Source organism: Microbacterium natoriense, assembly GCF_030816295.1.
In the GTDB taxonomy this organism is placed as follows: Bacteria; Actinomycetota; Actinomycetes; order Actinomycetales; family Microbacteriaceae; genus Microbacterium; species Microbacterium natoriense_A.
In genome coordinates this window covers 3948985-3972036 of record NZ_JAUSXV010000001.1, presented here as the reverse complement: position 1 = coordinate 3972036, position 23052 = coordinate 3948985, and the positions used below count along the sequence as shown (strand labels likewise).

General features: G+C 68.9%; 19 protein-coding genes. 9 read left to right on the top strand and 10 right to left on the bottom strand.

Annotation, left to right across the window (positions count from 1 at the left end; all coding sequences use genetic code 11):
• Positions 1-57: 57 nt before the first annotated feature.
• Positions 58-816 carry a sugar phosphate isomerase/epimerase family protein gene (locus QFZ53_RS18885; RefSeq protein WP_307298983.1) on the top strand — a complete coding sequence of 253 codons (759 nt, stop codon included), beginning with the start codon at positions 58-60 and terminating at the stop codon, positions 814-816.
• 3 nt (positions 817-819) lie between these two features.
• On the opposite strand, the gene QFZ53_RS18880 is transcribed toward QFZ53_RS18885, so the two are convergent.
• Entirely contained in the window at positions 820-1161 is a 342-nt protein-coding gene (locus QFZ53_RS18880) for a hypothetical protein (protein WP_307298981.1), read from the bottom strand.
• Between the two features lie 229 nt (positions 1162-1390).
• On the opposite strand from QFZ53_RS18880, the gene QFZ53_RS18875 reads away from it, so the two are divergent.
• Positions 1391-2920, top strand: coding sequence for a discoidin domain-containing protein (locus QFZ53_RS18875; RefSeq protein WP_307298978.1), 1530 nt, complete (start codon positions 1391-1393; stop codon positions 2918-2920).
• Positions 2921-2967: 47 nt separating this feature from the next.
• Positions 2968-4902, top strand: coding sequence for a chondroitinase-B domain-containing protein (locus QFZ53_RS18870; RefSeq protein WP_307298975.1), 1935 nt, complete (start codon positions 2968-2970; stop codon positions 4900-4902).
• Between the two features lie 265 nt (positions 4903-5167).
• Here QFZ53_RS18870 and uxaC read toward each other — a convergent pair whose 3' ends face one another.
• Positions 5168-6580, bottom strand: a complete 1413-nt coding sequence (uxaC, locus tag QFZ53_RS18865) for a glucuronate isomerase (RefSeq protein WP_307298974.1) — start codon at positions 6578-6580, stop codon at positions 5168-5170.
• 134 nt (positions 6581-6714) lie between these two features.
• On the opposite strand from uxaC, the gene QFZ53_RS18860 reads away from it, so the two are divergent.
• Both QFZ53_RS18860 and QFZ53_RS18855 read left to right on the top strand, forming a co-directional pair.
• Complete coding sequence (locus tag QFZ53_RS18860; RefSeq protein ID WP_307298972.1) at positions 6715-7932, top strand: mannitol dehydrogenase family protein; 1218 nt, start codon at positions 6715-6717, stop codon at positions 7930-7932.
• A 3-nt stretch (positions 7933-7935) separates the two neighbouring features.
• Positions 7936-8973, top strand: coding sequence for a LacI family DNA-binding transcriptional regulator (locus QFZ53_RS18855; RefSeq protein ID WP_307298969.1), 1038 nt, complete (start codon positions 7936-7938; stop codon positions 8971-8973).
• A 79-nt stretch (positions 8974-9052) separates the two neighbouring features.
• On the opposite strand, the gene QFZ53_RS18850 is transcribed toward QFZ53_RS18855, so the two are convergent.
• The 6 genes from QFZ53_RS18850 to QFZ53_RS18825 form a co-directional block, all read right to left on the bottom strand.
• Positions 9053-10534 carry a polysaccharide lyase 6 family protein gene (locus QFZ53_RS18850; RefSeq protein WP_307298967.1) on the bottom strand — a complete coding sequence of 494 codons (1482 nt, stop codon included), beginning with the start codon at positions 10532-10534 and terminating at the stop codon, positions 9053-9055.
• A 106-nt stretch (positions 10535-10640) separates the two neighbouring features.
• Complete coding sequence (locus tag QFZ53_RS18845) at positions 10641-11924, bottom strand: alpha-L-fucosidase (protein WP_307298965.1); 1284 nt, start codon at positions 11922-11924, stop codon at positions 10641-10643.
• Positions 11921-12661, bottom strand: coding sequence for a tyrosine-protein phosphatase (locus QFZ53_RS18840; RefSeq protein ID WP_307298964.1), 741 nt, complete (start codon positions 12659-12661; stop codon positions 11921-11923). Before QFZ53_RS18840 ends, QFZ53_RS18845 begins: the two co-directional genes overlap by 4 nt.
• A 3-nt stretch (positions 12662-12664) precedes the next feature.
• Complete coding sequence (locus QFZ53_RS18835) at positions 12665-13531, bottom strand: carbohydrate ABC transporter permease (RefSeq protein WP_292910978.1); 867 nt, start codon at positions 13529-13531, stop codon at positions 12665-12667.
• Positions 13528-14499 carry a carbohydrate ABC transporter permease gene (locus QFZ53_RS18830; protein ID WP_307298962.1) on the bottom strand — a complete coding sequence of 324 codons (972 nt, stop codon included), beginning with the start codon at positions 14497-14499 and terminating at the stop codon, positions 13528-13530. The genes QFZ53_RS18835 and QFZ53_RS18830 overlap by 4 nt, the downstream gene beginning before the upstream one ends.
• Positions 14496-15833 carry an ABC transporter substrate-binding protein gene (locus tag QFZ53_RS18825; protein WP_292910982.1) on the bottom strand — a complete coding sequence of 446 codons (1338 nt, stop codon included), beginning with the start codon at positions 15831-15833 and terminating at the stop codon, positions 14496-14498. Before QFZ53_RS18825 ends, QFZ53_RS18830 begins: the two co-directional genes overlap by 4 nt.
• 118 nt (positions 15834-15951) lie before the next feature.
• On the opposite strand from QFZ53_RS18825, the gene QFZ53_RS18820 reads away from it, so the two are divergent.
• The 3 genes from QFZ53_RS18820 (at position 15952) to QFZ53_RS18810 (ending at position 19188) form a co-directional block, all read left to right on the top strand.
• The gene (locus QFZ53_RS18820) at positions 15952-16950 is read left to right on the top strand and encodes a hydroxyacid dehydrogenase (RefSeq protein ID WP_307298959.1); all 999 of its coding nucleotides are present in this window, start codon (positions 15952-15954) and stop codon (positions 16948-16950) included.
• Between the two features lie 106 nt (positions 16951-17056).
• On the top strand, positions 17057-18109 hold the full coding sequence (locus QFZ53_RS18815; protein ID WP_292910986.1) for a LacI family DNA-binding transcriptional regulator: 1053 nt from the start codon (positions 17057-17059) through the stop codon (positions 18107-18109).
• Positions 18106-19188, top strand: coding sequence for a glycerate kinase (locus QFZ53_RS18810; protein WP_307298956.1), 1083 nt, complete (start codon positions 18106-18108; stop codon positions 19186-19188). The genes QFZ53_RS18815 and QFZ53_RS18810 overlap by 4 nt, the downstream gene beginning before the upstream one ends.
• 169 nt (positions 19189-19357) lie before the next feature.
• Here QFZ53_RS18810 and pgm read toward each other — a convergent pair whose 3' ends face one another.
• Entirely contained in the window at positions 19358-21001 is a 1644-nt protein-coding gene (gene pgm / locus QFZ53_RS18805; RefSeq protein WP_307298955.1) for a phosphoglucomutase (alpha-D-glucose-1,6-bisphosphate-dependent), read from the bottom strand.
• Between the two features lie 131 nt (positions 21002-21132).
• Here pgm and pheA point away from each other — a divergent pair, with 131 nt between their 5' ends.
• Positions 21133-22083, top strand: coding sequence for a prephenate dehydratase (gene pheA, locus QFZ53_RS18800; RefSeq protein ID WP_292910992.1), 951 nt, complete (start codon positions 21133-21135; stop codon positions 22081-22083).
• Between the two features lie 130 nt (positions 22084-22213).
• On the opposite strand, the gene QFZ53_RS18795 is transcribed toward pheA, so the two are convergent.
• A complete protein-coding gene (locus tag QFZ53_RS18795) occupies positions 22214-22981 on the bottom strand; it encodes an endonuclease domain-containing protein (RefSeq protein ID WP_307298953.1) in 768 nt (255 codons plus the stop codon).
• Positions 22982-23052: the final 71 nt, after the last annotated feature.

Below are 23052 nucleotides of genomic sequence, written 5' to 3'. Positions count from 1 at the left end.
ACGTGGACCCGATCCGCCCGGCTTCCGACCCGACCGGAAAACAGACAGGATGAACACATGATCGCGATCCGTCCAGGCCTCTGCTCGGTGACGTTCCGCGCGCTCGCGCCAGAGGAGATCGTCGCGCTCGCCGCATCCGCCGGGCTCGAGGCCATCGAGTGGGGCGGCGACGTGCACGTGCCGCCGGGTGACGTCACGCGTGCCGAGCAGGTCGCCCAGGCGACGACGGATGCCGGTCTCGCCGTCGCCTCCTACGGCTCGTACTTCCGTGCCGGGACCGACGAGGAGCTCACGCCGATCCTCGACAGCGCGGAAGCGCTCGGCGCAGATCGGGTGCGCATCTGGGCAGGTTCCGTGGACGCGGCCGAGGCGACGGATGCCGACTGGGCGCAGACCGTGGATCGTCTGCGGTCCGCGGCGGCCGAAGCGGGGGAGCGGGGCATCGAGCTCGCCCTGGAGTTCCACTCCGGCACTCTCGCGGCGACGGCTCTGGCCACGCTCCGCCTGCTCGACGAGGTCGCGAGCCCACATCTGCGCACTTATTGGCAGCCGACCGTCGCGGCATCCGTCGACGCCGTGCTCGACGACTATCGCGCCCTCGGCGCGCACACCAGCGCCGCCCATGTCTTCTCCTGGTGGCCGAGCAAGGAGCGTCTGCCGTTGCGCGCCAGGGACGCCCTGTGGACGCGGTTCTTCGTCGAGGCCTCCGCGGCTGAGAACCCGCCCCGCGATGCGCTGCTGGAGTTCGTGCCCGGCGACGACCCGGCGATGCTCGCATCAGAGGCCGCGAGCCTGCGGGGGTATCTCGGCGCGTAGTCGTCAGCTGTTGCCCGTGGCCTGAGCCACGGTGAACACGACGTTCGAGGCGATAGCCAGCGCGCTGATTGCGATGAGCGCTGACACTGCGAGCCAGAGGACGGGGCGACGGAGCAGCCCGAGGATCAGCAGGGTCGGCAGGACCAGAGCCAGCAGCCCGATGTCCGCCAACAGGAAGAGGATTCTCGCGCAGCCCATCACTGGGAGGTCGCAGCTGCCGCTGCATCCCGTGAACTCGAAGCCCCGCATGAACGTGAAGAGCCCGGCCGTCAGAGAGATGAACACGTAGAGGGTGACCGCGATCACGACGTGGTCGCGTCGGCGCTCAGCCGCATCTCGTTGCATCGGGTCACCTCCTCGTGCGCTCGGGGCCATGGTCGCACATCTGCACCGGAGATCGCCTCCGCTCCCGGTGCTGGCGTGGGAGCGATCTCGTGGCATAGAGTGATTCCACTCGATCTGGCAAGCGTTTGCCAAAAGCGCTGGCGCGTCATGATCAAGTAATGGTAAGAAGTTTTACGAACAGGGCCGACCGGCCCTGTCGGATGCTCTTCCGAACGCGCAGGAGACGACGATGTCACACGCACGCACCACATTCCACCGACGGCTGCTCGCTGTGTGCGCCGCCGCAGCACTGGCTCTGCCCCTCGGCATGGCGACCGCGACGGCTGCAACCGCCGCCGCTCCGAGTCCTGCCGAGGCGGCGGCCGTCACTGCTGCGGTCGAGTCGTTGATCTCGCAGGGGCGCCCGGCGATGGCGTCGTCTGTGGAGACGTCGGCGTTCCCGGCGTCGGCCGCGTTTGACGGGTCGTCGTCGACCCGGTGGGCGAGCGTAGAGGGTGTGGATCCGCAGTGGATTCAGGTCGACCTGGGCGCCGGGGCATCGGTGTCACGGGTGGTCTTGAACTGGGAGGCGGCCTACGCGTCGAAGTACAAGGTGCAGGTCTCGGCCGATGGTTCGTCATGGACGACGCTCAAGGACGAGACCGCGGGCAACGGCGGCACGGATGACATCACGGGCCTGAGCGGAACCGGTCGGTATCTGCGCATCTATGGCACCGCCCGCGGCACGACATACGGGTACTCGCTCTACGAGGTCAAGGTCTACGGCACCGCCGGCACACCCGGCGGCGGCACAGGCGGCACGGTCATCGACGTCTCCACCGCCGCCCAGCTCAGCACAGCCCTCACGGCGGCGACTCCCGGCCAGACCATCCGGCTCGCCCCCGGCACCTACCAGGGCAGCTTCGTCGCGACGACGCCGGGCACGGCATCCGCTCCGATCACGATCACCGGCCCTCGCACCGCCATCATCACGAACGACGGCCCCAGCGGAACCCTGAACGGATGCCCGCACCCGGGAGACGGCTGGGACTCGGGGTACGGGCTCTGGCTCTACGGCGCCTCGTACTGGAATATCACCGGGCTCACGGTCGCCGACGCTAAGAAGGGCATCGTGCTCGACACCGCGACGCACGTCACGATCGACGGCGTGCTCGTGCGCGACATCGAAGACGAAGGCGTGCACTTCCGGAAGTCCTCGGCCGACGGGGTCATCAAGAACTCCGAGATCACACGCACCGGACTCGCTCAGCCTGGCTACGGTGAGGGCCTCTACCTCGGCTCGGCGAACTCGAACTTCACCTGCTACGCCGATTCCTCAGGGCGCGATCGCTCCGATCGGGTGCAGGTCATCGGCAACGCCTTCGGGCCCGGCATCGCCGCCGAGCACATCGACATCAAAGAGGGCACCGAGGGCGGAGTCGTGCGCGGCAACAGCTTCGACGGCACCGGGCTCTCCGGTCAGAACTCGGCAGACTCCTGGATCGACGTGAAGGGAAACGGGTATCTCTTCGAGGACAACACCGGAACGTTCTCCTCGCCCGGCACGTTCGCGAACGGCTATGAGACGCACAATCCGCTGACCGGGTACGGATGCGGCAACATCTGGCGCGGCAACGACTCCGACCTCGGCGACGTCGGCGGCTACGCCGTGTTCGTCTCCTCGACGTCGAAGTGCTCCGGCAACCCCAACAAGGTCTATGCCTCGAACACCGTGACCGGCGCCGTGAACGGGCTCACGAACATCACGGTCACACCGTGATCCTGACGCAGCAACCCCTACCCCCATCAATGAAGATCGGAAACTGCATGATGAAGACCACACATCGGGCCATCGCGGTGCTCGCCGCCGCGACTCTCGCGCTGACCTGCGTGCCGGCTGCCGCGAGCGCCGCCGAGATTGCCCCGCAATCCGCCGCGCCCGCGCTTCCGTCCGGGCAGGCGGGTCCGCTGATCGCCGCGGAAGTCGGACCGCTCGCCGACGCGCTCATCTCGCAGGGGCGTCCGGTGACGGCATCCTCGCTGGAGACGTCCGCGTTTCCGGCATCCGCCGCGGTGGACGGATCCTCGACCACGCGCTGGGCCAGCCAAGAGGGCGTCGACCCCCAGTGGATCACCGTCGATCTCGGCGAGGGGGCGACGGTCTCACGCGTGCTGCTGAACTGGGAAGCGGCGTACGCGTCGAAGTACACCGTGCAGATCTCGGCCGACGGCACGAACTGGACCACGCTCAAGGACGAGACTGCGGGCAACGGCGGCACCGACGACATCACGGGCCTGAGCGGCACCGGCCGCTACCTGCGGATCCACGGCACCGCGCGCGGCACCGCTTACGGCTACTCGCTGTGGGAGGTCCAGATCTACGGCACGCCGGGCACGCCGGGCGGCAGCACCGGCCAGACCACCACAGTCACCTCGATCTCGGCGCTGCAGAGCGCGATCAACAACTCCGATGCCGGTGACACGATCGTGCTGAAGAACGGCAGCTATAGCGTCTCCTCGGCGGTGAGTCTCGGCTCCAGCGCTTCGGGGACCTCATCCGAACCGGTGACCATCAAGGCCGAGACCGTCGGCGGCGTGACGCTGACCGGATCATCGAGCTTCTCCTTCTCCGGCGTGCACGACGTCAGCATCCAGGGGTTCAAATTCACCCAGTCGACGACGATCGACGTGGGCTCGAGCAGCAAGGCGGTGGACTTCATCCGCAACGAGTTCGTCTTCGCCCAGTCGGCCGAGCACAACCTGATCGTCCGCTCGGACGATTCGGAGGTCGCGTACAACTGGTTCCACGGCAAGAGCACGATCGGCGTCTACCTCGGCATCGAGGGGCCGGGCACCGACACCGTCGCGAAGAACTCGCACATCCACCACAACTACTTCTCCGACCAGACCTTCGCGGGTAGCAACGGCGGCGAGTCGATCCGGCTCGGCACCAGCCCGAAGGCGCTCTCCAGCGGAGGCGCGATCGTGGAGTACAACCTGTTCGAGGACGCCGACGGCGACCCCGAGGCGATCTCGGTCAAATCCAGCGGTCACACCATCAGGTACAACACGATCCGCAACAGCAAGGGCGGCATCGTGCTGCGTCACGGCAACAACAACAAGGTGCTGTCGAACTACATCCTGAACGGCGACAACGGCATCCGCATCTACGGCAACGACCACGTCATCATGAACAACTACGTGAGCGGCATCAGCAACATCGACGGTGCGATCGTCGTCGGCTCCGGCACGGTGCGCGACCACTTCGTGGGAGAGAGCACCGAATCGCGCAAGCAGTACGACGCTCCCGACCGCATCCGCATCGGTCTGAACACCGTGGTGAACAACGTCAACGGCCTGGCAGGCGAGACGCACCGCACGGTCGAGCCGCGGAACGTGACGATCGTCGACAACATCTTCCAGGGCAGCACCAACAAGCTCGCCGATGTCCCGCTCATGCAGGACTTCTACTGGCGCGGCAACATCCTGTGGGGTTCGGCTGCCAATGGCAACATCCCCACCGTGGGCTACACGCGGGTGAATCCGCAGCTCGCGCAGGACGCGGCGGGCGTGTGGAAGATCGGCTCGTCGAGCCCCGCCGTGAATGCGGCTTTCATGACCGACCACGGCACCTGGGTGACGGATGACATCGAGGGCCGCCAGCGGGCAGGCGTCTACGACGTCGGTGCGCACGAGGTGACAAGCAACGCGGCCACCCGTGCCCCGCTGACGACGGCGAAGGTCGGCCCGACCGCGCCCTGACCTGAGGTGGAGGCGCCGGGCGAGGCTCTCGCCCGGCGCCTCTGTGCGCTCGCTCCGGTGCGGCATTGGCACGGCACCGAGGTGCGTGTTGTGGTCGCCTTCGGGCGCGGCGAGCGGCATTGATGCGCACCCCGAGCAGGATTTCGGGCAGAGCGATCGGATGCTGGTATCGGGGTGCGCGTTGTGGTCGCCATTTCATTCGGGGACGGCATCTTCGCGCACGCTCGGCCGCGCACCCGCCACGCACGGCCGCGGGCCACGCGGCTCAGCGCGGGATGCGGAAGGTGTCGTAGGGGATCCGGCTCACGAGTTCGACGGCGATCTCCGCGGCATCCGCCTCGGTGAGGCGATGCGTGGCGACGAGCGACGCGAGATACGAGGCATCCGCTCTCCGGGCCATGTCGTGCCGCGCGGGGATCGAGCAGAACGCCCTGGTGTCGTCGATGAAGCCCGAGGTCTTCGCGAAACCGGCGCTGTCGGTGATCGCGCGGCGGTAGCGCTCCATGGCGTCGGGGGTGTCGAGGAACCACCACGGGGCCCCGACGTACACGCTCGGGTAGAAACCGGCGAGAGGTGCGAGCTCGCGGGAGAACGCGGTCTCGTCGACCGTGAAGAGCACGAGCCGCAGAGCCGTGCCCGTGCCGAAGTCGTTCAGCGCCTGCCGCAGCGGCTCGGTGAACCCGGTCGGCAGAGGCATATCGTGGCCGGTGTCCGCTCCGTGCCTGGCGAGGGTCGGCGCGTGGTGGTTGCGGTGCACGCCCGGATGCAGCTGCATCACCATGCCGTCATCCGCTGCCATCTCGATCAAGCGATACAGGATGTCGCGTCGATACGCCACGCCCTCGGCCGCCGTGGCGCGCCCGCGGAAGGCGGCGTGATGGATGCGAGCAGCCTCCGCCGGGTCGAGGGGGATCGCCCAGGCGTCGGGCACACCGGTGTCGCTCGACGTTCCGCCTACGGAGCGGAAGAACGCGCGGCGTGCGCGGAGCGCGGCGAGCAGGCCCTCATAGGTGTCACAGGGGATTCCGGATGCCGCGGCCAGTCGGTCGACGGCGGCGAGCCAGCCGGGGGCCGACGGATCCATGACACGGTCGGCGCGGAAGGTCGGCAGCACGCGACCCGCGAAGCTCGGATCGGCCGCGAGCGCGCGGTGGGCGGCGAGGTCATCGGCCGGATCGTCCGTCGTCGCGAGCACGTCGACGCCGAAGCGCTCGAACAGGGCGCGAGGGCGGAACGCCTCGTCCCTCAGCTTCTCGTCGACCTCGTCGTACACGGCGTCGGCGGTCTCGGCGGAGAGACGGGTCGTCACGCCGAACACCTCGCCGAGCTGGTACTCCAGCCAGTACTGCACCGGTGTCGCGCGGAACAGATGCCAGTGCGCGGCGAGCACGCGCCAGGCCTCGCGGGGGTCGACAGCCGGCTCTCCCGCCGGCGCCTGCACAGTGCTGAGGGGGATGCCGGCGCCGTGCAGGACCCGCGTCACATAGTGGTCGCCCGTGATGAGCAGCTCGGTGGGCGAGGCAAAGGGCTCGTTGTCGGCGAGCAGGGATGCCGGTACGTGGCCGTGCGGCGAGCAGATCGGCGCGTCGGCGACCGCGGCGTAGAGCTCGCGGGCGATGTCGCGGGTGGCGGGATCGCTGGGGAACAGCCGATCCGGATGCATCTTCGTGGTCGGCATGATGTCCTTCTGCGGTCGTGCGGGGATGCGTGGTCCCTGAGTCGACCGTACCGTCATTCCCTCCGATATGGCAACCGTTTGCCATAGAATGTCGTGTGCCGACGACGCCGTCGGCGCTGAGATGAGGAGACCGCATGCCACCGACCATCGCGCACCTGGGCGTCGGCGCCTTCCACCGGGCTCATCAGGCCTGGTACACCGACCGCGCCGGCGCAGTGGGGGAACCGTGGCGGATCGCCGCCTTCACCGGGCGATCGGCCACGCAGGCCCGTCTGCTCGAGGCTCGCGGCGGGACGTACACACTCATCACCCGAGCGGCCGACGGCGACGAGATCAGCGAGGTGCGCAGCATCCGCTCCGTCCACGACGGGGCCGACGCCCACGCCTGGCAGACGACCATGGCCGACCCCGACACCCACATCCTCACCCTCACGATCACCGAGGCCGGCTACCGCGACGGCACAGCTGCGACGCGCATCGCGCGGGGCCTGCAGGCGAGGAGGACTGCGGGCGGGGGAGCGCTCACCGTCATCAGCTGCGACAACCTGTCCGACAACGGCGGCATCACGCGCGCCGTGGTGTTCGACGCCGCGATGGCGATCGATCACCGCCTGGCCGACTGGATCGACGACAACGTCGTCTTCCTCTCTTCTATGGTCGACAGGATCACTCCCCGGACCACGGATGCCGACATCGACGAGGTCGAGCGCATCGCCGGCATCCGCGATCACGGGACCGTCGTGACGGAGCCCTTCTCCGAGTGGGTGATCGAGGAGGGCTTCGTCGGTCCCCGACCGGCCTGGGATCAGGTCGGGGTGCGCACGACCCGCGATCTCGCGCCCTTCGAGCAGCGCAAGCTCCGCATCCTCAACGGCGCGCACTCGCTGCTGGCGTACCAGGGGCTGCTCCGCGGCTTCGACGACGTCGCGGGCGCTTTCGCCGACCCCGAACTGCGCGAACTCGTCGAGGACTACTGGCAGAGCGCCGCCGCGAGTTGTGAGCTGCCGCGCGGGGAGATCGACGAGGCGATCGCCGCCACCCGCGCGCGGTTCGCGAATCCGCGCATCCGCCACCGGCTCGCGCAGATCGCGTTGGACGGTGCTCACAAACTGCCGGTGCGCATCGTCCCGGTGCTCGCGAACGCGCTCGCCTCTGGTGACCGAGGGGATGCCGCGGCATCCGCGATCGCCGCCTGGGCGGTGCGCGACGGGCGCTCGTCGGAACAGATCGCCCAGGTGCTCGGAGAAGCGGATGCCGCCGCGCGTGCAATGCGAACCGCGGTCGACCGCGGAATCCGTAGGCTGGAGGACAGCACGGTCCGCGCGGTGCGCGGCGATGCAGTGAGGAGCTAGACCATGGCAGACGACACCGCGGTCGATGCCCTCGGCGAGGGCGACGCGACTCCGACGGAGAGCGTGACCATCTACGACGTCGCGAAGCTCGCCGGCGTGAACCCGTCGACCGTGTCGCGGGCGCTGAACCGGCCGGGACGGGTGAACGCGGTCACCGAGCGCCGGATCCGCGCCGCAGCCGAGACGCTGAACTACCAGGTCAACCCGATGGCTCGAGCGCTGCCGACCGGGCGCACGTCGATCGTCGGTCTCGTCGTCTCCGACATCACGAACCCCGTGTTCTTCGATGTCATCCGCGGGGCCGAGGCGGCTGCCACCAGCGCCGGATACACCCTCGTGCTCACCGAGTCGGAGGAGTCTGACGAGCGCGAGTACGAGAGGGCGCAGCGCATGCTGCGCATGGTCGACGGGCTGCTGCTGGCGACGCCGCGCATGTCTGACGAGCAGATCACGGCGCTGGCCAGGCAGAAGCCGGTCGCCGTCGTGAACCGTCTCGTCGACGACGTGCTCTCGGTCGTGCCCGACGTGCAGCACGGCATCGCCGAAGCGGTGCGGCATCTGCGATCGCACGGGCACTCCCGCATCGCGTACGTGCCCGGTCCCGCGCTGTCGTGGATGGCCCGTCGCCGCGGCGAGCTGCTCGCACAGCGGTGCGAATGGGCGCACATCGAGCTCGTGACCCTCGAACCCGTCGCCCCGACCGTGGTCGGCGGGCGCAGCGCCGCCGTGGCCGTGCGCGACAGCGGCGCCACAGCGGTCTTCGCCTACAACGACCTCATCGCCATCGGCCTCATGCAGGAGCTCGTCGAGACCGGCATCCGCATCCCCGCCGACATCAGCGTGGTCGGCTTCGACGACATCTTCGGCGCGGATTTCACCTCGCCTGCCCTCACCACGGTCAAATCCCCGCTCCGAGAGGGTGGAGATCACGCGATGGCGGCCCTCCTCGCCCGGGTCACGGGCGACGAGGTTCCGGGCGACGGCTTCGATCTCGCGACCACTCTCGTGGTGCGCGGCTCGACAGGACCCGCCGCGCGCTGACCAGTACCCGCTCTGCGCACCGCCAAGAACGGCCGGTCGCGCTCGGAGTGAGCGCGACCGGCCGCCGGTGGGGACCGGATCAGGGGGCGAAGGGCCCGACGTCTGCGGTTGTCAGCGGCTCGCGCATGGCGTGCGCCGGGGTGAGCTCGTGCGCTCCGACGTCGGCGGCGCCCTTGCGCTTGCGCCCGTCGATGTCGTCGCGCACCCAGGCGGAGTGGTCCTGCGTCGCCGCGTCGACGGCGGGGCTGCCCGCACTGATGCGCAGTACGTCGGCCGCGTCGCGGGCGAGGAGCGGGTTCACGCGCGTGAATCCCGTGACGGGCAGATCGCCGTCGGGTGCCGCGCCCCACAGGATGTTGCCCGCCCAGGTGAATCCCGTGCCCGTCGGCACCGTGGCGAGGGTTCCCGCGTCGCCCACCACGATGTTGTCGACGATCACGCAATCGGCGGGCGGGATCGGACGGTGCGTCTCACCCGAGATGCCGCCGGCGTTCCCCACGATCGTATTGAGGGCGACGCGCACGCGGTCGACGGCGTCGTTCTTGTTGCGGGAGTTCGCGGGTTCGCCTTCGTAGTGGTCGCGCACGGTGCCTGCTCCCAGCACGATCGCGGTGTCGGCGGTCTCGCCGATGTAGTTGTTCACGATGACGTGGTCGTTGCCGTAGATGCGGATGCCGCGCTCGCCGCGGATGATGTGGTTCGATTCGACCCTGGTGCGGTTGCCGTGCCGGAGCACGATGCCGCCGCCGCTGTCGCGGATCGTGTTGTACCGGATCGTGTTGTCGCTGGACTTCACTGAGATCGCCTCGGGGTCGCCGTTCGTGCGCTCGAAGAGGTTGTACTCGATGGTCGCTCGCGCGCTGCTGAGCGCGCGCGGGCTCACGCCGAGGCGGATCGGCTCGCCGCCGTTGTCGCCGGCGAAGCTGTGGTCGGAGAAGTAGTTGTGATGGATGTGCACGTTCTCGGCCATCTCGGTCGCGTTCGCGCCCTCGACGCCGAGGAAGATGCCGAGCGTCGACTTGTGGTGGAAGTGGTTGTACTCGATCACCGTGTTGTCGGCGCGCACCATCATGCAGTGCATGCCCTCGATGTCGGCGAGCGTGAACTCGTTGCGGCTCAGGGTGATCGCGTTGCAGGTGGGTGCGATCTCGATGGTCGTCGACTGGGTGAACACGAAGCCGCTGATGACGATGTCGTGGGCGCTCTGGAACAGGAAGCTCTGCGCGCCCGTGAGGGTCACGCCGCCGATGGACGCGGCCATGATCGTCAGCGGCTTGTTCCACCGGCCACCGGCGCCCGTCAGGTCGATGGGCGCTCCCTCGGGGACCGCGTAGGTGCCGTCAGCGACGATGATCGTGCCGCCGTTGGTCATCGACGCGATCGCCGCGCGAAGCTCGTCGACGCTCGAGACGTGCGAGTACGGGCCGCGGCCCGGAAGCATCGGGACGACACGAGCGGATGCCGCCGGGCGGCCGAGCACGGTCGCGCCGGCCTGCTGGGGCAGCGTGATCGCCGCAGCTGCGCCGGCGACGGCCGACAGGATGAAGGTTCTGCGTTTCATGGGTTCCTCCTCGTTGAGGGATGGGTGCGGATGGCAGGGGTCGATGACCGGGCCCCGCGGTGCACGATCCCTGAGGGATGGTGCGAGGGGAAGGGGTCAGGTCGGTTCAGGAAGCGTCGGTCAGGAAGAGCTCGATCACGGGCACGGGGGAGTCGGGTCGCTGGATGGGCAGCTGGAGGGTGAGGGTCCCGTCGGGTAGCCCGCCCATCAGCGTGTTCTGCGCCACGCGGTCAGGATCGACGTGCAGCGGCACCAGCTCGGAGGCGTCCGCCATCAGCTGCGCGTAGCGCACCTTGCCCGCCAGGCCCGGCAGATGCAGGTGCTTGAACGGCCAGGAGAACAGATGCACGTAGAGCCGGTCGCCGCTGAGCGTGTAGCGCGTGTCGCTCGGCGCCTGCCACGGAGCGGGGCCCGCGCCGTGAATCGAACGCGCGTGATCGTCCATCCAGGCCGCGATCTCGTCGAAGGTGCGCTGCGCGGTGGCGTCGATGCGCCCGCGGCCGTCGGGGCCGACGTTCAGCAGCAGGTTTCCGTCTTTCGAGACGCCGTCGACGAGGAGCTTGATCAGCGACTCCGGGCTCTTCGAGTCGAGGTTGTCGCGGTCGTAGCCCCAGCTGCCGTCGAGGGTCTGGCAGGCCTCCCAGGCGACGCGCTCGCCGTCGCGCGTCATCGGCTCGAGCGGCTGGTACTGCTCGGGTGTGACGATGTCGCCGGGGATGCCGAGTCGATCGTTGACGATGATGTGCGGCTGCAGCGCCCTGACCATGCAGAGCAGGTTCTCGGCGTCCCAGTCGGCGGCGCCCTTGCCGCCCCAGTAGTCGGGGCGGTGGGTGTAGGAGAAGTCGAAGAACAGGTAGTCGATCTGCCCGTACCCGGTGAGCAGCTCGCGCACCTGACCGTGCAGGTAGCGCTGGTAGTCGCGGATATCGCGGTTCGCGGCGGCGGCCTTGAACTCCTCGTCGTCACGCTGGGGGTGCGTGCCGTCGACGGGGAAACTCGGATGATGCCAGTCGATGAGCGAGTAGTACAGGCCCACCCGCAGGCCCTCTGCGCGGCAGGCGTCGACGAACTCGGCGACGGCGTCACGACCGAAGGGGGTGTTCACCGAGGTGTAGTCGGTGAGCTTCGAGTTCCACAGGCAGAAGCCGTCGTGGTGCTTCGCGGTCAGCACGACGTAGCCGGCTCCGGCGGCCTTCGCCGTGCGAGCCCACGCCCGCGGGTCGTAGCGGTCGGGATCGAAGTGCGCGAAGTACGGCTCGTACTCGGCATCCGTCATCCGCTCGTGGTTCTTCACCCACTCATGCCGGGCGGCCAGCGAGTACACGCCCCAGTGCACGAACATGCCGAGGCGGGCCTCGGTGAACCAGGTCAGGTCAGCGGATGCCGTCATGAGGGGTCTCCTTCGGAAGGCGCGGCGGATGCCGGGGCGACGAGGGCTGCGCGGAGGGCGGCGAGCTCTTCGATCGAGAAGCCGTGGGCGAGCAGGTAGTCGGCGGCCGATCCCCACTCGGCGTCGACGGAGGCGAGCGAGGCGCGCATCACCTCGGCGGGAGATTCGGTCGCGAGCATCCAGGCGTGCCGCGACTGCGGATACTTGGCCGCGAGGCGCTCGGAGGTCGCGCGACGGTGCTCATCGGGGATGAGCTGTGCCGTCAGCGCGTAGTCGGAGACGATCGCCTCGCGATCGGCGCCTGCCGCCGCGAGCGCGAGGGCGATGGTCACGCCCGTGCGGTCCTTGCCGGCGGTGCAGTGTACGAGCGTGGGCTCGCCCGCCGCGATGATCCGCACGGCTGCGACGAGCTGCACGGACGAGCGCCCGAGCAGGTGCGCGTAGATCTCGCCGAGGCTGTAGTCCTCGAGAAAGAACGACCTGGTCGATCCGAGGTACAGCGGCAGCCGCGTGATCGCGATGCCCTCGAGGGCCGTGACGTCCTCCGCCACCTCGTCGTCGGCGCGCAGGTCGATGATCCGGCGGATGCGGGCGCGCACGGCATCCGCTGCCTCTTCGCCGAGTCCGGCCAGGTGCCCGGAGCGGAACAGCTGCCCGGTGCGGATCACCCCGCCCGCTGCCGGGATTCCGCCGACGTCGCGGAACCCGGTGATCCCGTCCAGTTCGATCACCGTCATCGCTCAGCCCTTGAGCGCACCGGACGTGAGTCCGCGGGCGAAGGAACGCTGGAACAGCAGGAACACGAGCACCGAGGGCGCGAGGGCCAGCAGCGATGCCGCCATCACCACACCGGGCGTGACCTCCGGCTCGATGCGCAGCGTGCGCAGAGCGAGTGGAAGCGTGTACGTGTCGCTCGACTGCGAGACGAGCAGGGGCAGCAGGTACTGGTCCCAGATCATCGTGAAGCCGAACACGCCGATCACACCCAGCGCGGGCTTACACAGGGGCACGATGATCTGCGCGAACACCCGGAGTTCGCTGGCGCCGTCGATACGGGCGGCCTCTTCGAGTTCGAGCGGCACGTCCTTCATGAATTCGGTCATCACGAGGATCGAGAACGCCCAGGCCCCCAGCGGAACGATCATTCCGGCGAGGGTTCCCATCAGGTTGATGTGCAGGATCGGGAGGTCGGCGAGCAGGATCGACAGCGGCAGGGCGAGGATCTCCTCGGGGAGCATCATGGTGGCGAGGATCGCGACCATGACGAGGGCCGAGAAGCGGAACCTCTTGCGTGCCAGGGCGTAGCCGGCGAGGACCGAGACGATCACCTGCAGGAGCAGCCCGAAGCCCACCACGAAGAACGAGTTCGCGAGGTAGCCGAGCACTCCGAAGTCGAAGGCGATCGCGAAGTTCTCGAGAGTCGGACGGTTCGGGATCACGCTGAGATCGGTCGGGTCGGAGACCTCGCTGAACGCTCCGGACAGCAGGGCGATCAGAGGACCAGCGAACAGGGCGACGACCACGGCGTAGATCACGACCTTGACGGCGATCCCGACGACCGTGCGGCTCTCGGTGAGTCCGAGAGCGGTGTCTGTTCCGACGCTCATGCGTCCTTCTTCCTGCGGGTGATCAGCTGCACCACGAGGGTGAGCACGAGGGTCGCCAGGAACAGCAGCACGGCGCCGGCCGAGCCGACTCCGAGCTTGCCCTGTTCCAGGCCGAGCTTGTAGAGGAGGGTCATCACGACCTCGGTGGCGCCGTTCGGGCCGCCGTTGGTCATCAGGAACACCTCGGTGAACACCCGGAACCCGCGGATCGCGGCCAGGATGAACAGGATCGTGAACACCGGACGGAGCCCGGGGAGCGTCACGTGGACGATGCGCTGCCAGCGGTTCGCCCCGTCGACCGTCGCGGCCTCGTAGAGTCCGCGGTCGATGCCGGCGAGACCGGCCAGGATGATCATCATGTCGTACGGACCGCCGCGCCAGATGCCCATCAGCATGACCGACCACATGGCCGAATCCGGGCTGTTGATGTACTCGCTGGGGCCGAGGCCGACGACGCCGATGATGTTGTTCAGGAACCCGTCGGCCGACGGGTAGTACATGATGCGCCACAGCTCGGCGACGACCGCCATGGGAACGACGACCGGCAGGAAGGCCGCGGATCGGATGAAAGAGAGCTTGCGGGTCTGACCCTCGAGCAGCAGCGCGAGGAGGAAGCCGAGCAGCAGGCATCCGACCGTCTGGCCGACGGCGAGGATCACGGTGTTGATCGTCGCGTCGCGGAATGCCGGGTCGGACAGGATCACCTGGTAGTTCTGCGCGCCCACGAACTCGTTGCCGAGATACGGGCGCACGTTCTCCACGGACATCTGGATGGCCTGCACCATCGGGATGTAGCGGAACACGAGGAACAGCAGCAGGGCGGGCATGAGGAACGCCCACGGGATCCACCATTGGCCCTGCGTGCGGTGGCGGCGACGCCGCCGGGCGGGCGGCGGGGACGCGATGGTCCCCGCCGCTGCCTTGGGAGCGTCGGCCGCCGTGGCGGCGTCGGCTGCGTGGATGGTCACTGCTTGAGGATTCCCTGCGTGAGGAGCTCGGCCGTCAGCTTGCCGTCGAGCTTGGTGAGTTCCTCTTCGACGTCGAGAGAACAGTCGGCGAGGAGGGCGTTGATCGTGTCGGCGCTCATCTGGCGCACCGGAGTCCAGCTCGGGATGGTCGGCGCGTAGTGACCGCTCTCCTTGTAGGCGGTGGCGAACGTCTGCCAGCGGGCGTCGTCGCGAACCTCGGCGATGTCGACCTTCTCGTTCACCGGCAGCTGGATGGCGAACGCCTCGGTGCCCTCCATGCCGAACTTCTGGGCCTCGGGGCTGATGTACCAGTCCGCGAACGCGGTCTGGCCCTTCTCGTTCTCAGAGCCGGCCATCAGGTAGACCGTGCCGCCCTCGGCGAGCACCGAGTCGTCCTTCGGGCCCTCAGGCATCGGGACGACCTCGTACTTGTCGGCGCCGAGCACCTTGTCGAAGCGCGGCATCATGTACGGGCCGGTGACGTACATCCCGGTGACGCCCGACTCGAAGGTCTCGTTCGTCGGCGGGGTGTCCATGCTGACGGCGCCGGGCTGGATGACCCCCGCCTTGCACTGCAGATCGCGGAACCAAGTGGTCGCCTCGACCGCCTCATCCGAGCTCATGGACGGCAGCCACTCGTCACCCGAGCCGCTGATGAAGTCGCCGCCCGCTGACCACAGGAAGTTCGAGAAGTACCACGAGGCGTACCCGCGCTTGGTCGAGCCGGGTACCGCGAGCCCGTAGGTGTCGGCCTGGCCGTTGCCGTCGGGGTCGTTCTGGGTGAACGCCGTGGCGACTTCGAGCATCTCGTCCCAGTTCGTCGGCGCTTTCAGCCCCAGCTTCTGCAACCAGTCGCTGCGGATGTAGAGGGCGTTGGCCTGCGCGGAGTAGGGGATGCCGTAGGTCTTTCCGTCGACGGCCTGGCCCGCCTCGAGGGCCTGCGGAGACAGATCCTTCGAGTTCTCGACGTCCTTGAGGTCGATCTCGCGCAGGATGCCCTGCGTCTGCATGGTGCCGAGCTGGCTGACGTCGTTCAGGACGATGTCGGGCAGGTCCTTCTGACCTGCGCGCTGCGCGAGCTTGGTCTCGAAGTCGTCGAAGATCGCGGTGACCTCGGCTTTGTAGCCGGTGGCCTCGGTGAAGGCCTCGACCTGCCGGATGGTCGCCGCCTCGCTGGCGCTGCCCGGTGTGGTCCGGGTCCAGACCTCGAGGACGGCTTCCTCATCCTGCTTCACGCCGGATCCGCCGCCCGTGGCGGGAGCCGCACTGGTGCAGCCGGCGAGCGCGAGGGTGACGACGCCGAGGACGGCGGCTGCTTTCATCTTTGTGTGCATGGGTTCTCCAGGGTTTGGCAAACGCTTGCCACTTTGCAAGACGTCGTTGGCGAATCTAACCTAGGGACGCGAGCACTGTCAATCATTGATCGGATGTTTCGCCTTCGAAGGAGATCGTATGGAACGTGTAAAGGTGCGTCTGGTGATGGAGGAGCGGCGTCGACCCGACGTCTATCCGGCCGAGGTGCTGGCTGATATCGACCGTATCGCGGACCTGGCCAGGCCGTTCCTCACCGCGCAGGAGCTGGCGGATCAGCCCGACGCGCTGCGGGACACCGAGGTGCTGCTCACCGGATGGGGGGCGCCCGTGATCGATGCCGCCCTGCTCGAGCGGGCGCCGCGGCTGCGCGCCGTGCTGCACGCAGCCGGCTCGGTCAAGCACATCGTGACCGACGCCGCATGGGAGCGGGGCGTCGTCGTGGTCTCGGCGGCGTCGGCGAACGCCGAGCCGGTCGCGGCGATGACGGCGGCTCAGATCCTGCTCGCGGCACGTGGAGTCCAGGCCTCTCGCCGGGTGTACCGGGCCGAGCGGTCACTGGCCGCGTCTCGGGTCGCCTCGGGTGCACGGGGGAGCGTCGTCGGCCTGGTGGCCCTCGGCGAGATCGGCCGACGCGTCGCCGAACGGCTGCGCGGCACGGGCGTGCGGATGCTCGCGGCCGACCCCTTCGCGTCAGCGGAAACAGCAGCCGAGCTCGGTGTGGAACTCGTCCCGCTGGAGGAGCTGTTCTCGGACTCTGACGTGGTGAGCCTGCACGCGCCGCTGCTGCCGTCGACGACGGGGATGATCGGTGCGGCGCTGCTCGAGCGGATGCCGCGGGACGCGACCCTCATCAACACGGCTCGCGGCGGGCTCATCGACGAGCCCGCGCTGATCGACGTGCTCTCGCGGCGGGGAGATCTGACGGCACTGCTCGATGTCACCGTGACGGAGCCGCCGGCATCCGACTCGCCCCTCTGGGCGCTCGAGAACGTGGAGCTCACACCGCACGTGGCCGGCTCCATGGGCGCCGACCGTGCCGGGATGGGCCAGCTCGTCTGCGATGAGCTGGAGCGGCTGATCGAGGGCGGGTCGCTGAGGCACGAGATCACCCGGGAGGCGCTCGCTCGGACGGCCTGAGAGGCAACCGGTTGCCAGCGTCCTTTCTCCCACGCTCGCGCCGACGGACAGTCGCCGCCCTCGGAGGCGTCGGCGTCGGCAGAAGGGCGGACAGTATGCTCTGAGCATGAGCTCACCGGAAAGCCTTTCCCGGCATCGGCAGGCCCGATCGGCGCGCGGCGCCGCAGCCACGCTGCATGACGTCGCCCGCGAGGCAGGAGTGTCGCTCGCCACCGCATCCCGCGTTCTCAACGGATCCGAGCGCAAGGTCGCCGAGTCGTTCCGCGAACGGGTCGAGGCGGCGGCGAAGACGCTGGGCTACACCGCGAACGTCTCGGCGCAGGCGACCGCGCGCGGCACCTCGCCCGTGATCGCCCTGCTCGTCGCCGACATCGCCGACCCCTACTTCGGCCTGATCGCCTCGGGCGTCGCCCGCGGTGCGGACGAGCACGGTCTCGTCGTGACGGTCGCGATCACCGAGCGCGACCCCGAACGCGAAGCGCGCATCATCAGAGCGCTGCGCGGTCAGCGGCCGCAGGGACTCATCCTCTCCGCCTCTCGCACCGACGACACCGAGTCCGACACCGCGCGGGAACTCGCGGGATTCGCGGCCCTCGGCGGGCGCATCGTGACGTTCGGCGCCGGCGGCGTCGAGAACCGGCACGTCGAGATCGACAACCGCTCGGGTGCCGAGGATCTCGGCCGGCAGATGGCGGCGCTCGGCTACCGCTCGGCGATCGCGATCGGCGCAGCATCCGGAGTCCGCACCTCCGACGACCGTCTCGCCGGCTTCCGCGCCGGATTCGAGAGCGGAGGCGGCACGCTCGGGCGCGTTCTCAGAGGCGACTTCCGTCGAGAATCGGGGGCAGCCAGCATGACGCAGGCCCTCACGGAGGGCGTGGAGCCGGGCACCCTCGTGTTCTGCATCAGCGATGTCGTCGCTATCGGCGCGATGTCGGCGCTGCGCGAGGCCGGGCGGGAGATCGGAACGGACGTCGCCGTGTGCGGTTTCGACGACGTGCCCTCCAGCATCGACGTCACACCCGCGCTCACGACCGTGCGCATCCCGCTGGCCGAGGTCGGCTACCAGGCGTTCCGGGCCACCGTCGACGCCGACTGGACGCAGCCTCCGCTGCCCCTCGAGGTCGTCGTGCGCGCGAGCACTCCGGGTCTGTCGTGACGCGGGTCGTGCTGGCGCCTGACAGTTTCAAGGGCACGATCATGGCCGCGGACGCCGCCGCGGCGCTCGCCGAGGGCTGGGCGTCCGTCGACTCCGCCGCGGAGTTCGTGCATCGGCCGATGGCCGACGGCGGTGAGGGCACGGTTGCGGCGTTCGCCGCGGCGGTGCCGGGTTCTCAGCGGATGCCGGTCACAGTCGACGGGCCGGCAGGCGTGCCCGTCGAGACGTCCTGGCTGCTGCTCCCCGACGGCACGGCCGTGATCGATCTGGCGTCGACCAGCGGCATCGAGCTTCTCAGGGAACTGCGCCCATGGGACGCGGACACCACAGGTCTCGGACAGGCGCTCGTCGCCGCCCTCGACCACGGCGTCACGCGCGTCGTGGTCGGCATCGGATCGAGCGCCTCGACCGACGGCGGCACCGGGATGCTGTCGGCTCTGGGGGCTCGGTTCCTCGACGCCGCCGGCGCGCCAGTCGCACGCGGAGCCCGAGGGCTTGCGGACATCGTCTCGGTCGACCTCAGCGGGCTCCGGTCGGCGCCCGAGGTGCGAGTCCTCACCGACGTGACCAACCCGCTCACCGGCCCGCGGGGCGCCGCGGCGGTCTTCGGCCCGCAGAAGGGGCTCGCGCCTGCGGAGATCCCGGCGGTCGACATCGCGCTCGCACGGCTGGCCGCACTGCTCGGGCTCGATGCAGAGCTGCCCGGCACGGGTGCGGCCGGAGGTGTCGGAGGAGCGCTCGTGGCGTGGGGAGCGACGCTCGCCCCCGGCGCCGCCGAGGTCGCGACGCTGATCGGACTCGCCGAGGCGATCGCCGACGCCGACGTCGTGATCACCGGGGAAGGGTCCTACGACGGACAGTCCGGCGACGGCAAGGTGCCCTCGTTCATCGCCGCGGTCGCGGCGGAGTCGAACACCGTCGCCATGCTGGCGGCCGGCCGCATCACGGCGGATGCCGACATCGCGCTGTTCACGGCATCCGCATCTCTCACCGAGCTCGCGGGGTCGTCGGACTCCGCCCTCGCCGACCCCGCGCGCTGGCTGCGCGTCGCCGGTGCAGCTCTCGCCGAGTCCCGCTGACCGGCCGTCGAGCGAGAAGCGCAGCGACGAGACGAAACGCGATGAGCCGCGGTCGGCCGAAGTCGCGGTCGGAGGCGGGCGTTTCGTCTCGCTTCGCTCGCTCAACGAGCGGTGCCTCTCCCACTGGTCGTTGAGCGAGGAGCGACGAGACGAGACACGGTGAGCCGGGTCAACCGCCCAGGGCGGCAGACACCACGGCGCGAGCCTCGGTCTGCACCTCGGCGAGGTGCTCGGGTCCGAGCAGGCTCTCGGCGTACAGCTTGTAGACGTCCTCGGTGCCGGAAGGGCGCGCGGCGAACCACGCGTGCTCGGTCTGCACCTTCAGCCCGCCGATCGCAGCGCCGTTGCCGGGGGCATGCGACAGCTTGGCGGTGATGGCCTCACCCGCGAGGGTCGTCGCGCTGACGGCATCCGGGGCCAGCTTGCCGAGCGTCGCCTTCTGCTCCGGCGTCGCCGGGGCGTCGACGCGCTGGTACGCGGAGGCGCCGAACGCCTCTTCGAGCTCGCGGTACCGCTCCGAGGGGCTCTTGCCCGTCACGGCGATGATCTCGGCCGCGAGCAGGCAGAGCAGGATGCCGTCCTTGTCGGTCGACCAGACCGAGCCGTCCTTGCGCAGGAACGAGGCGCCGGCGGACTCCTCGCCCCCGAACGCGACCGAACCGTCGAGGAGCCCCGGCACGAACCACTTGAAGCCCACGGGGACCTCGAGCAGCCGCCGGCCCAGCGACTCCGCGACCCGGTCGATGATCATCGACGACACCAAGGTCTTGCCGATCGCGGCATCGCGCGGCCACTCGGCGCGGTGCGAGAACAGATAGTCGATCGCGACGGCGAGGTAGTGGTTGGGGTTCATGAGACCGGCATCCGGCGTCACGATGCCGTGACGGTCGGCATCGGCGTCGTTGCCGGTCAGGACGTCGAAGTCGCCCTTCTTCGCGACGAGCGACGCCATCGCCGACGGAGACGACGGGTCCATACGGATCTTCTCGTCCCAATCGAGCGTCATGAAGCGCCAGGTCGGATCGACCTCGGGGTTCACGACCGTGAGATCGAGGTCGTAGACCTCCGAGATCAACGCCCAGTATTCGACGGATGCTCCGCCCAGCGGGTCTGCGCCGATGCGCACACCCGCGTTGCGGATGGCCTCGACGTCGATGATCGAGGAGAGGTCGCGCACGTAGGCGTCGCGGAAGTCGTAGCTGCCGAGCTTGTCGGCGTCGATGTCTGCATGGCGAATGCGCTTGACGCCGTCGAGACCGGCGGCGATCAGCTCGTTCGCGCGATTCGCGATCCATCCGGTGGCGTCGGTGTCCGCGGGGCCGCCGTGCGGGGGGTTGTACTTGAAGCCCCCGTCGCGCGGGGGATTGTGGCTCGGAGTGACGACGATGCCGTCTGCGCGTCCGGCGGCGTCGGCCGCGAGGGCGCGGTTGTAGGTGAGGATCGCATGGCTGAGCGCGGGGGTCGGCACCCAGGCGTCACGGGCATCCACCCGCACGTCGACGCCGTTCGCCACGAGCACCTCGATCGCGCTGCGCTCGGCGGGGAGCGAGAGCGCGTGAGTGTCGCGGCCGAGGAACAGCGGGCCCGAGATGCCCTGTCCGTTCCGGTAGTCGACGATCGCCTGCGTGGTGGCGAGGATGTGGTTCTCGTTGAAGCTGTTCGACAGCGACGAGCCACGATGACCGCTCGTGCCGAACACGACGCGCTCGGCGGCGACATCGGGATTCGGCTGGCGATCGTAGTAGGCGGCGATCAGCTCGTCGACATCGATGAGGTCAGTGTCCTCCGCAGGGAGGCCGGCGCGGCTCGTCATGCAGACAGTCTGCACCGACCGGGCCGTAAGCGCACGTTGGGTTTCCTGAGGAGCGCAGGCATTCGGTCTTCGCGGACGTTCTCGGCGGGCCGATCCAGCGACGTCTCGCCCGTCGGGAGGAGAGGGCTAAGGTGAAACGCGTGACCGAACGCCGCACGTACAGCTATCTGGGACCCGCAGGAACGTTCACCGAAGCGGCGCTCGACCAGGTTCCCGAGGCCCGCGGCCAGGAGTGGCGTGCGGTGCACAACGTCGGCGAGGCGCTCGACGACGTCCTCTCCGGTCGGTCGTACGCCGCCATGATCGCGATCGAGAACTCGATCGAGGGCGGCGTGTCGACCACACAGGACGCCCTCGCGACGCTGCCGGGTCTGCGCATCGTCGGCGAGTACCTGGTGCAGGTGAACTTCGTGCTGGTGGCGTCGCCCGGCACACAGCTGTCCGACGTTCAGGTGATCGCCGCCCACCCCGTCGCCTACGCGCAATGTCACGGCTGGCTGGGCGCCAATCTCCCTCAGCATTCGCACGTGCCGGCCGCGTCCAACGTCGCCTCCGCCATCGGGGTGCTCGACGGCACGCTCCCCGCCCAGGCCGCGATCGCGCCTCCGGGGATCGTCCGGCACTACGACGTCGATGTGCTCGCCGAAGACATCGGCGACAACAAGCAGGCGGTCACCCGCTTCGTGCTCGTGACCCGCACGATGCGCTCGCCCGAGCCGACGGGCGCCGACAAGACGTCGCTGATCGTCGAGCTGCCCCACGATCATCCGGGGTCGCTGCTCGAGATGCTCGAGCAGTTCTCGACACGAGGGATCAACTTGTCGCTCATCGAGTCGCGCCCGATCGGCGACGAGCTCGGCCGCTACCGGTTCGTGATCGACGCAGACGGGCACGTCAGCCACGAGCGCATGGCCGACGCGCTGCTCGGCATCCGCCGTTTCAGCCCCCGCGTCGTCTTCCTCGGGTCGTATCCGCGTGCCGATCGGCAGATCGTCCAGTACCCGGAGAGGTACGAGGACGACGTGTTCGTCGAGGCGCGCGACTGGCTGCGCGGCATCCTGTCGGGCGAGCCCGAGGACTGACCCTCTCGTCTCTGTCGCGTCTTCGCCTCGCCGTTCTGGTGGGTGGTCACTTCAGCTTCTCGGCGTCGGGTTCGCGGTGCGATCTTGACCACGCACCACGGCCGGATGCGCGAGGGTCTGGCGAGCGCGATCAGCGGGCCGCGATCGCGTTGCGGATGCGGTGGAGCAAGGGAGCGCCGCCGTGGCGGAGGTCGAGTTCGGTGACCCGGATCACGATCCAGCCGAGGTCTTCGAGGTCGCGCTGTCGCTGGATGTCGTGCCGCCACTGCGACTTGCTGCGCCGATGTCCGTCGCCCTCGTATTCGATCGCGATCTTGAGACCCGGATACGCGAGGTCGACTCGTGCCACGAAGCGTCCGCGATCGTATACGGAGTGCTGAACGGCAGGTTCAGGCAACCCGCTCGCGATGAGCAGCAAGCGAGTCTCCGTCTCCTTCGGAGACTCGACATGGTGTCGGATCCGAGCAAGAGCGTCACGGACTTGACCGCAAGAGGGAAACCGTCGCCATTCGCGAAGCCTGACCGCTATCTCGGCCGGCGTGAAGATCGGTCGGTTCTCGCGAATATCGGGGTAGTTCTCGGACGTGGTGATCATCGAATCGAGGAGCACGACGATCTGGTCCTCGGTGAGATCCTTCGCGCACATGAACAACGCCCCGATCGGATCGACGATGGGGATGCCGTCCAGCATCCAGCCCCGGATGCGAGAGCGGGCGAGGCGTGTGCTCTTCACCCCCACGAGCCGGGGGCGCGCAGCATCCGTCGGCACGACGATCTCGATGTCGTCTTCGATCAGCCAGAGATTCGGATGAGGGTATCGCCACACCTGGAGGGCGGTGCTGCCGCCGACGCGCTGTTCGCTGCGCAGGCGAGGTGCGAGACTGAGCACTCTCTCCATCGGAGTCCTCGGAGTCCTGCGCGCACGAACCGCGTCAAAGGGACGCGCGAGATCGCGCGAGGAGATGCGGC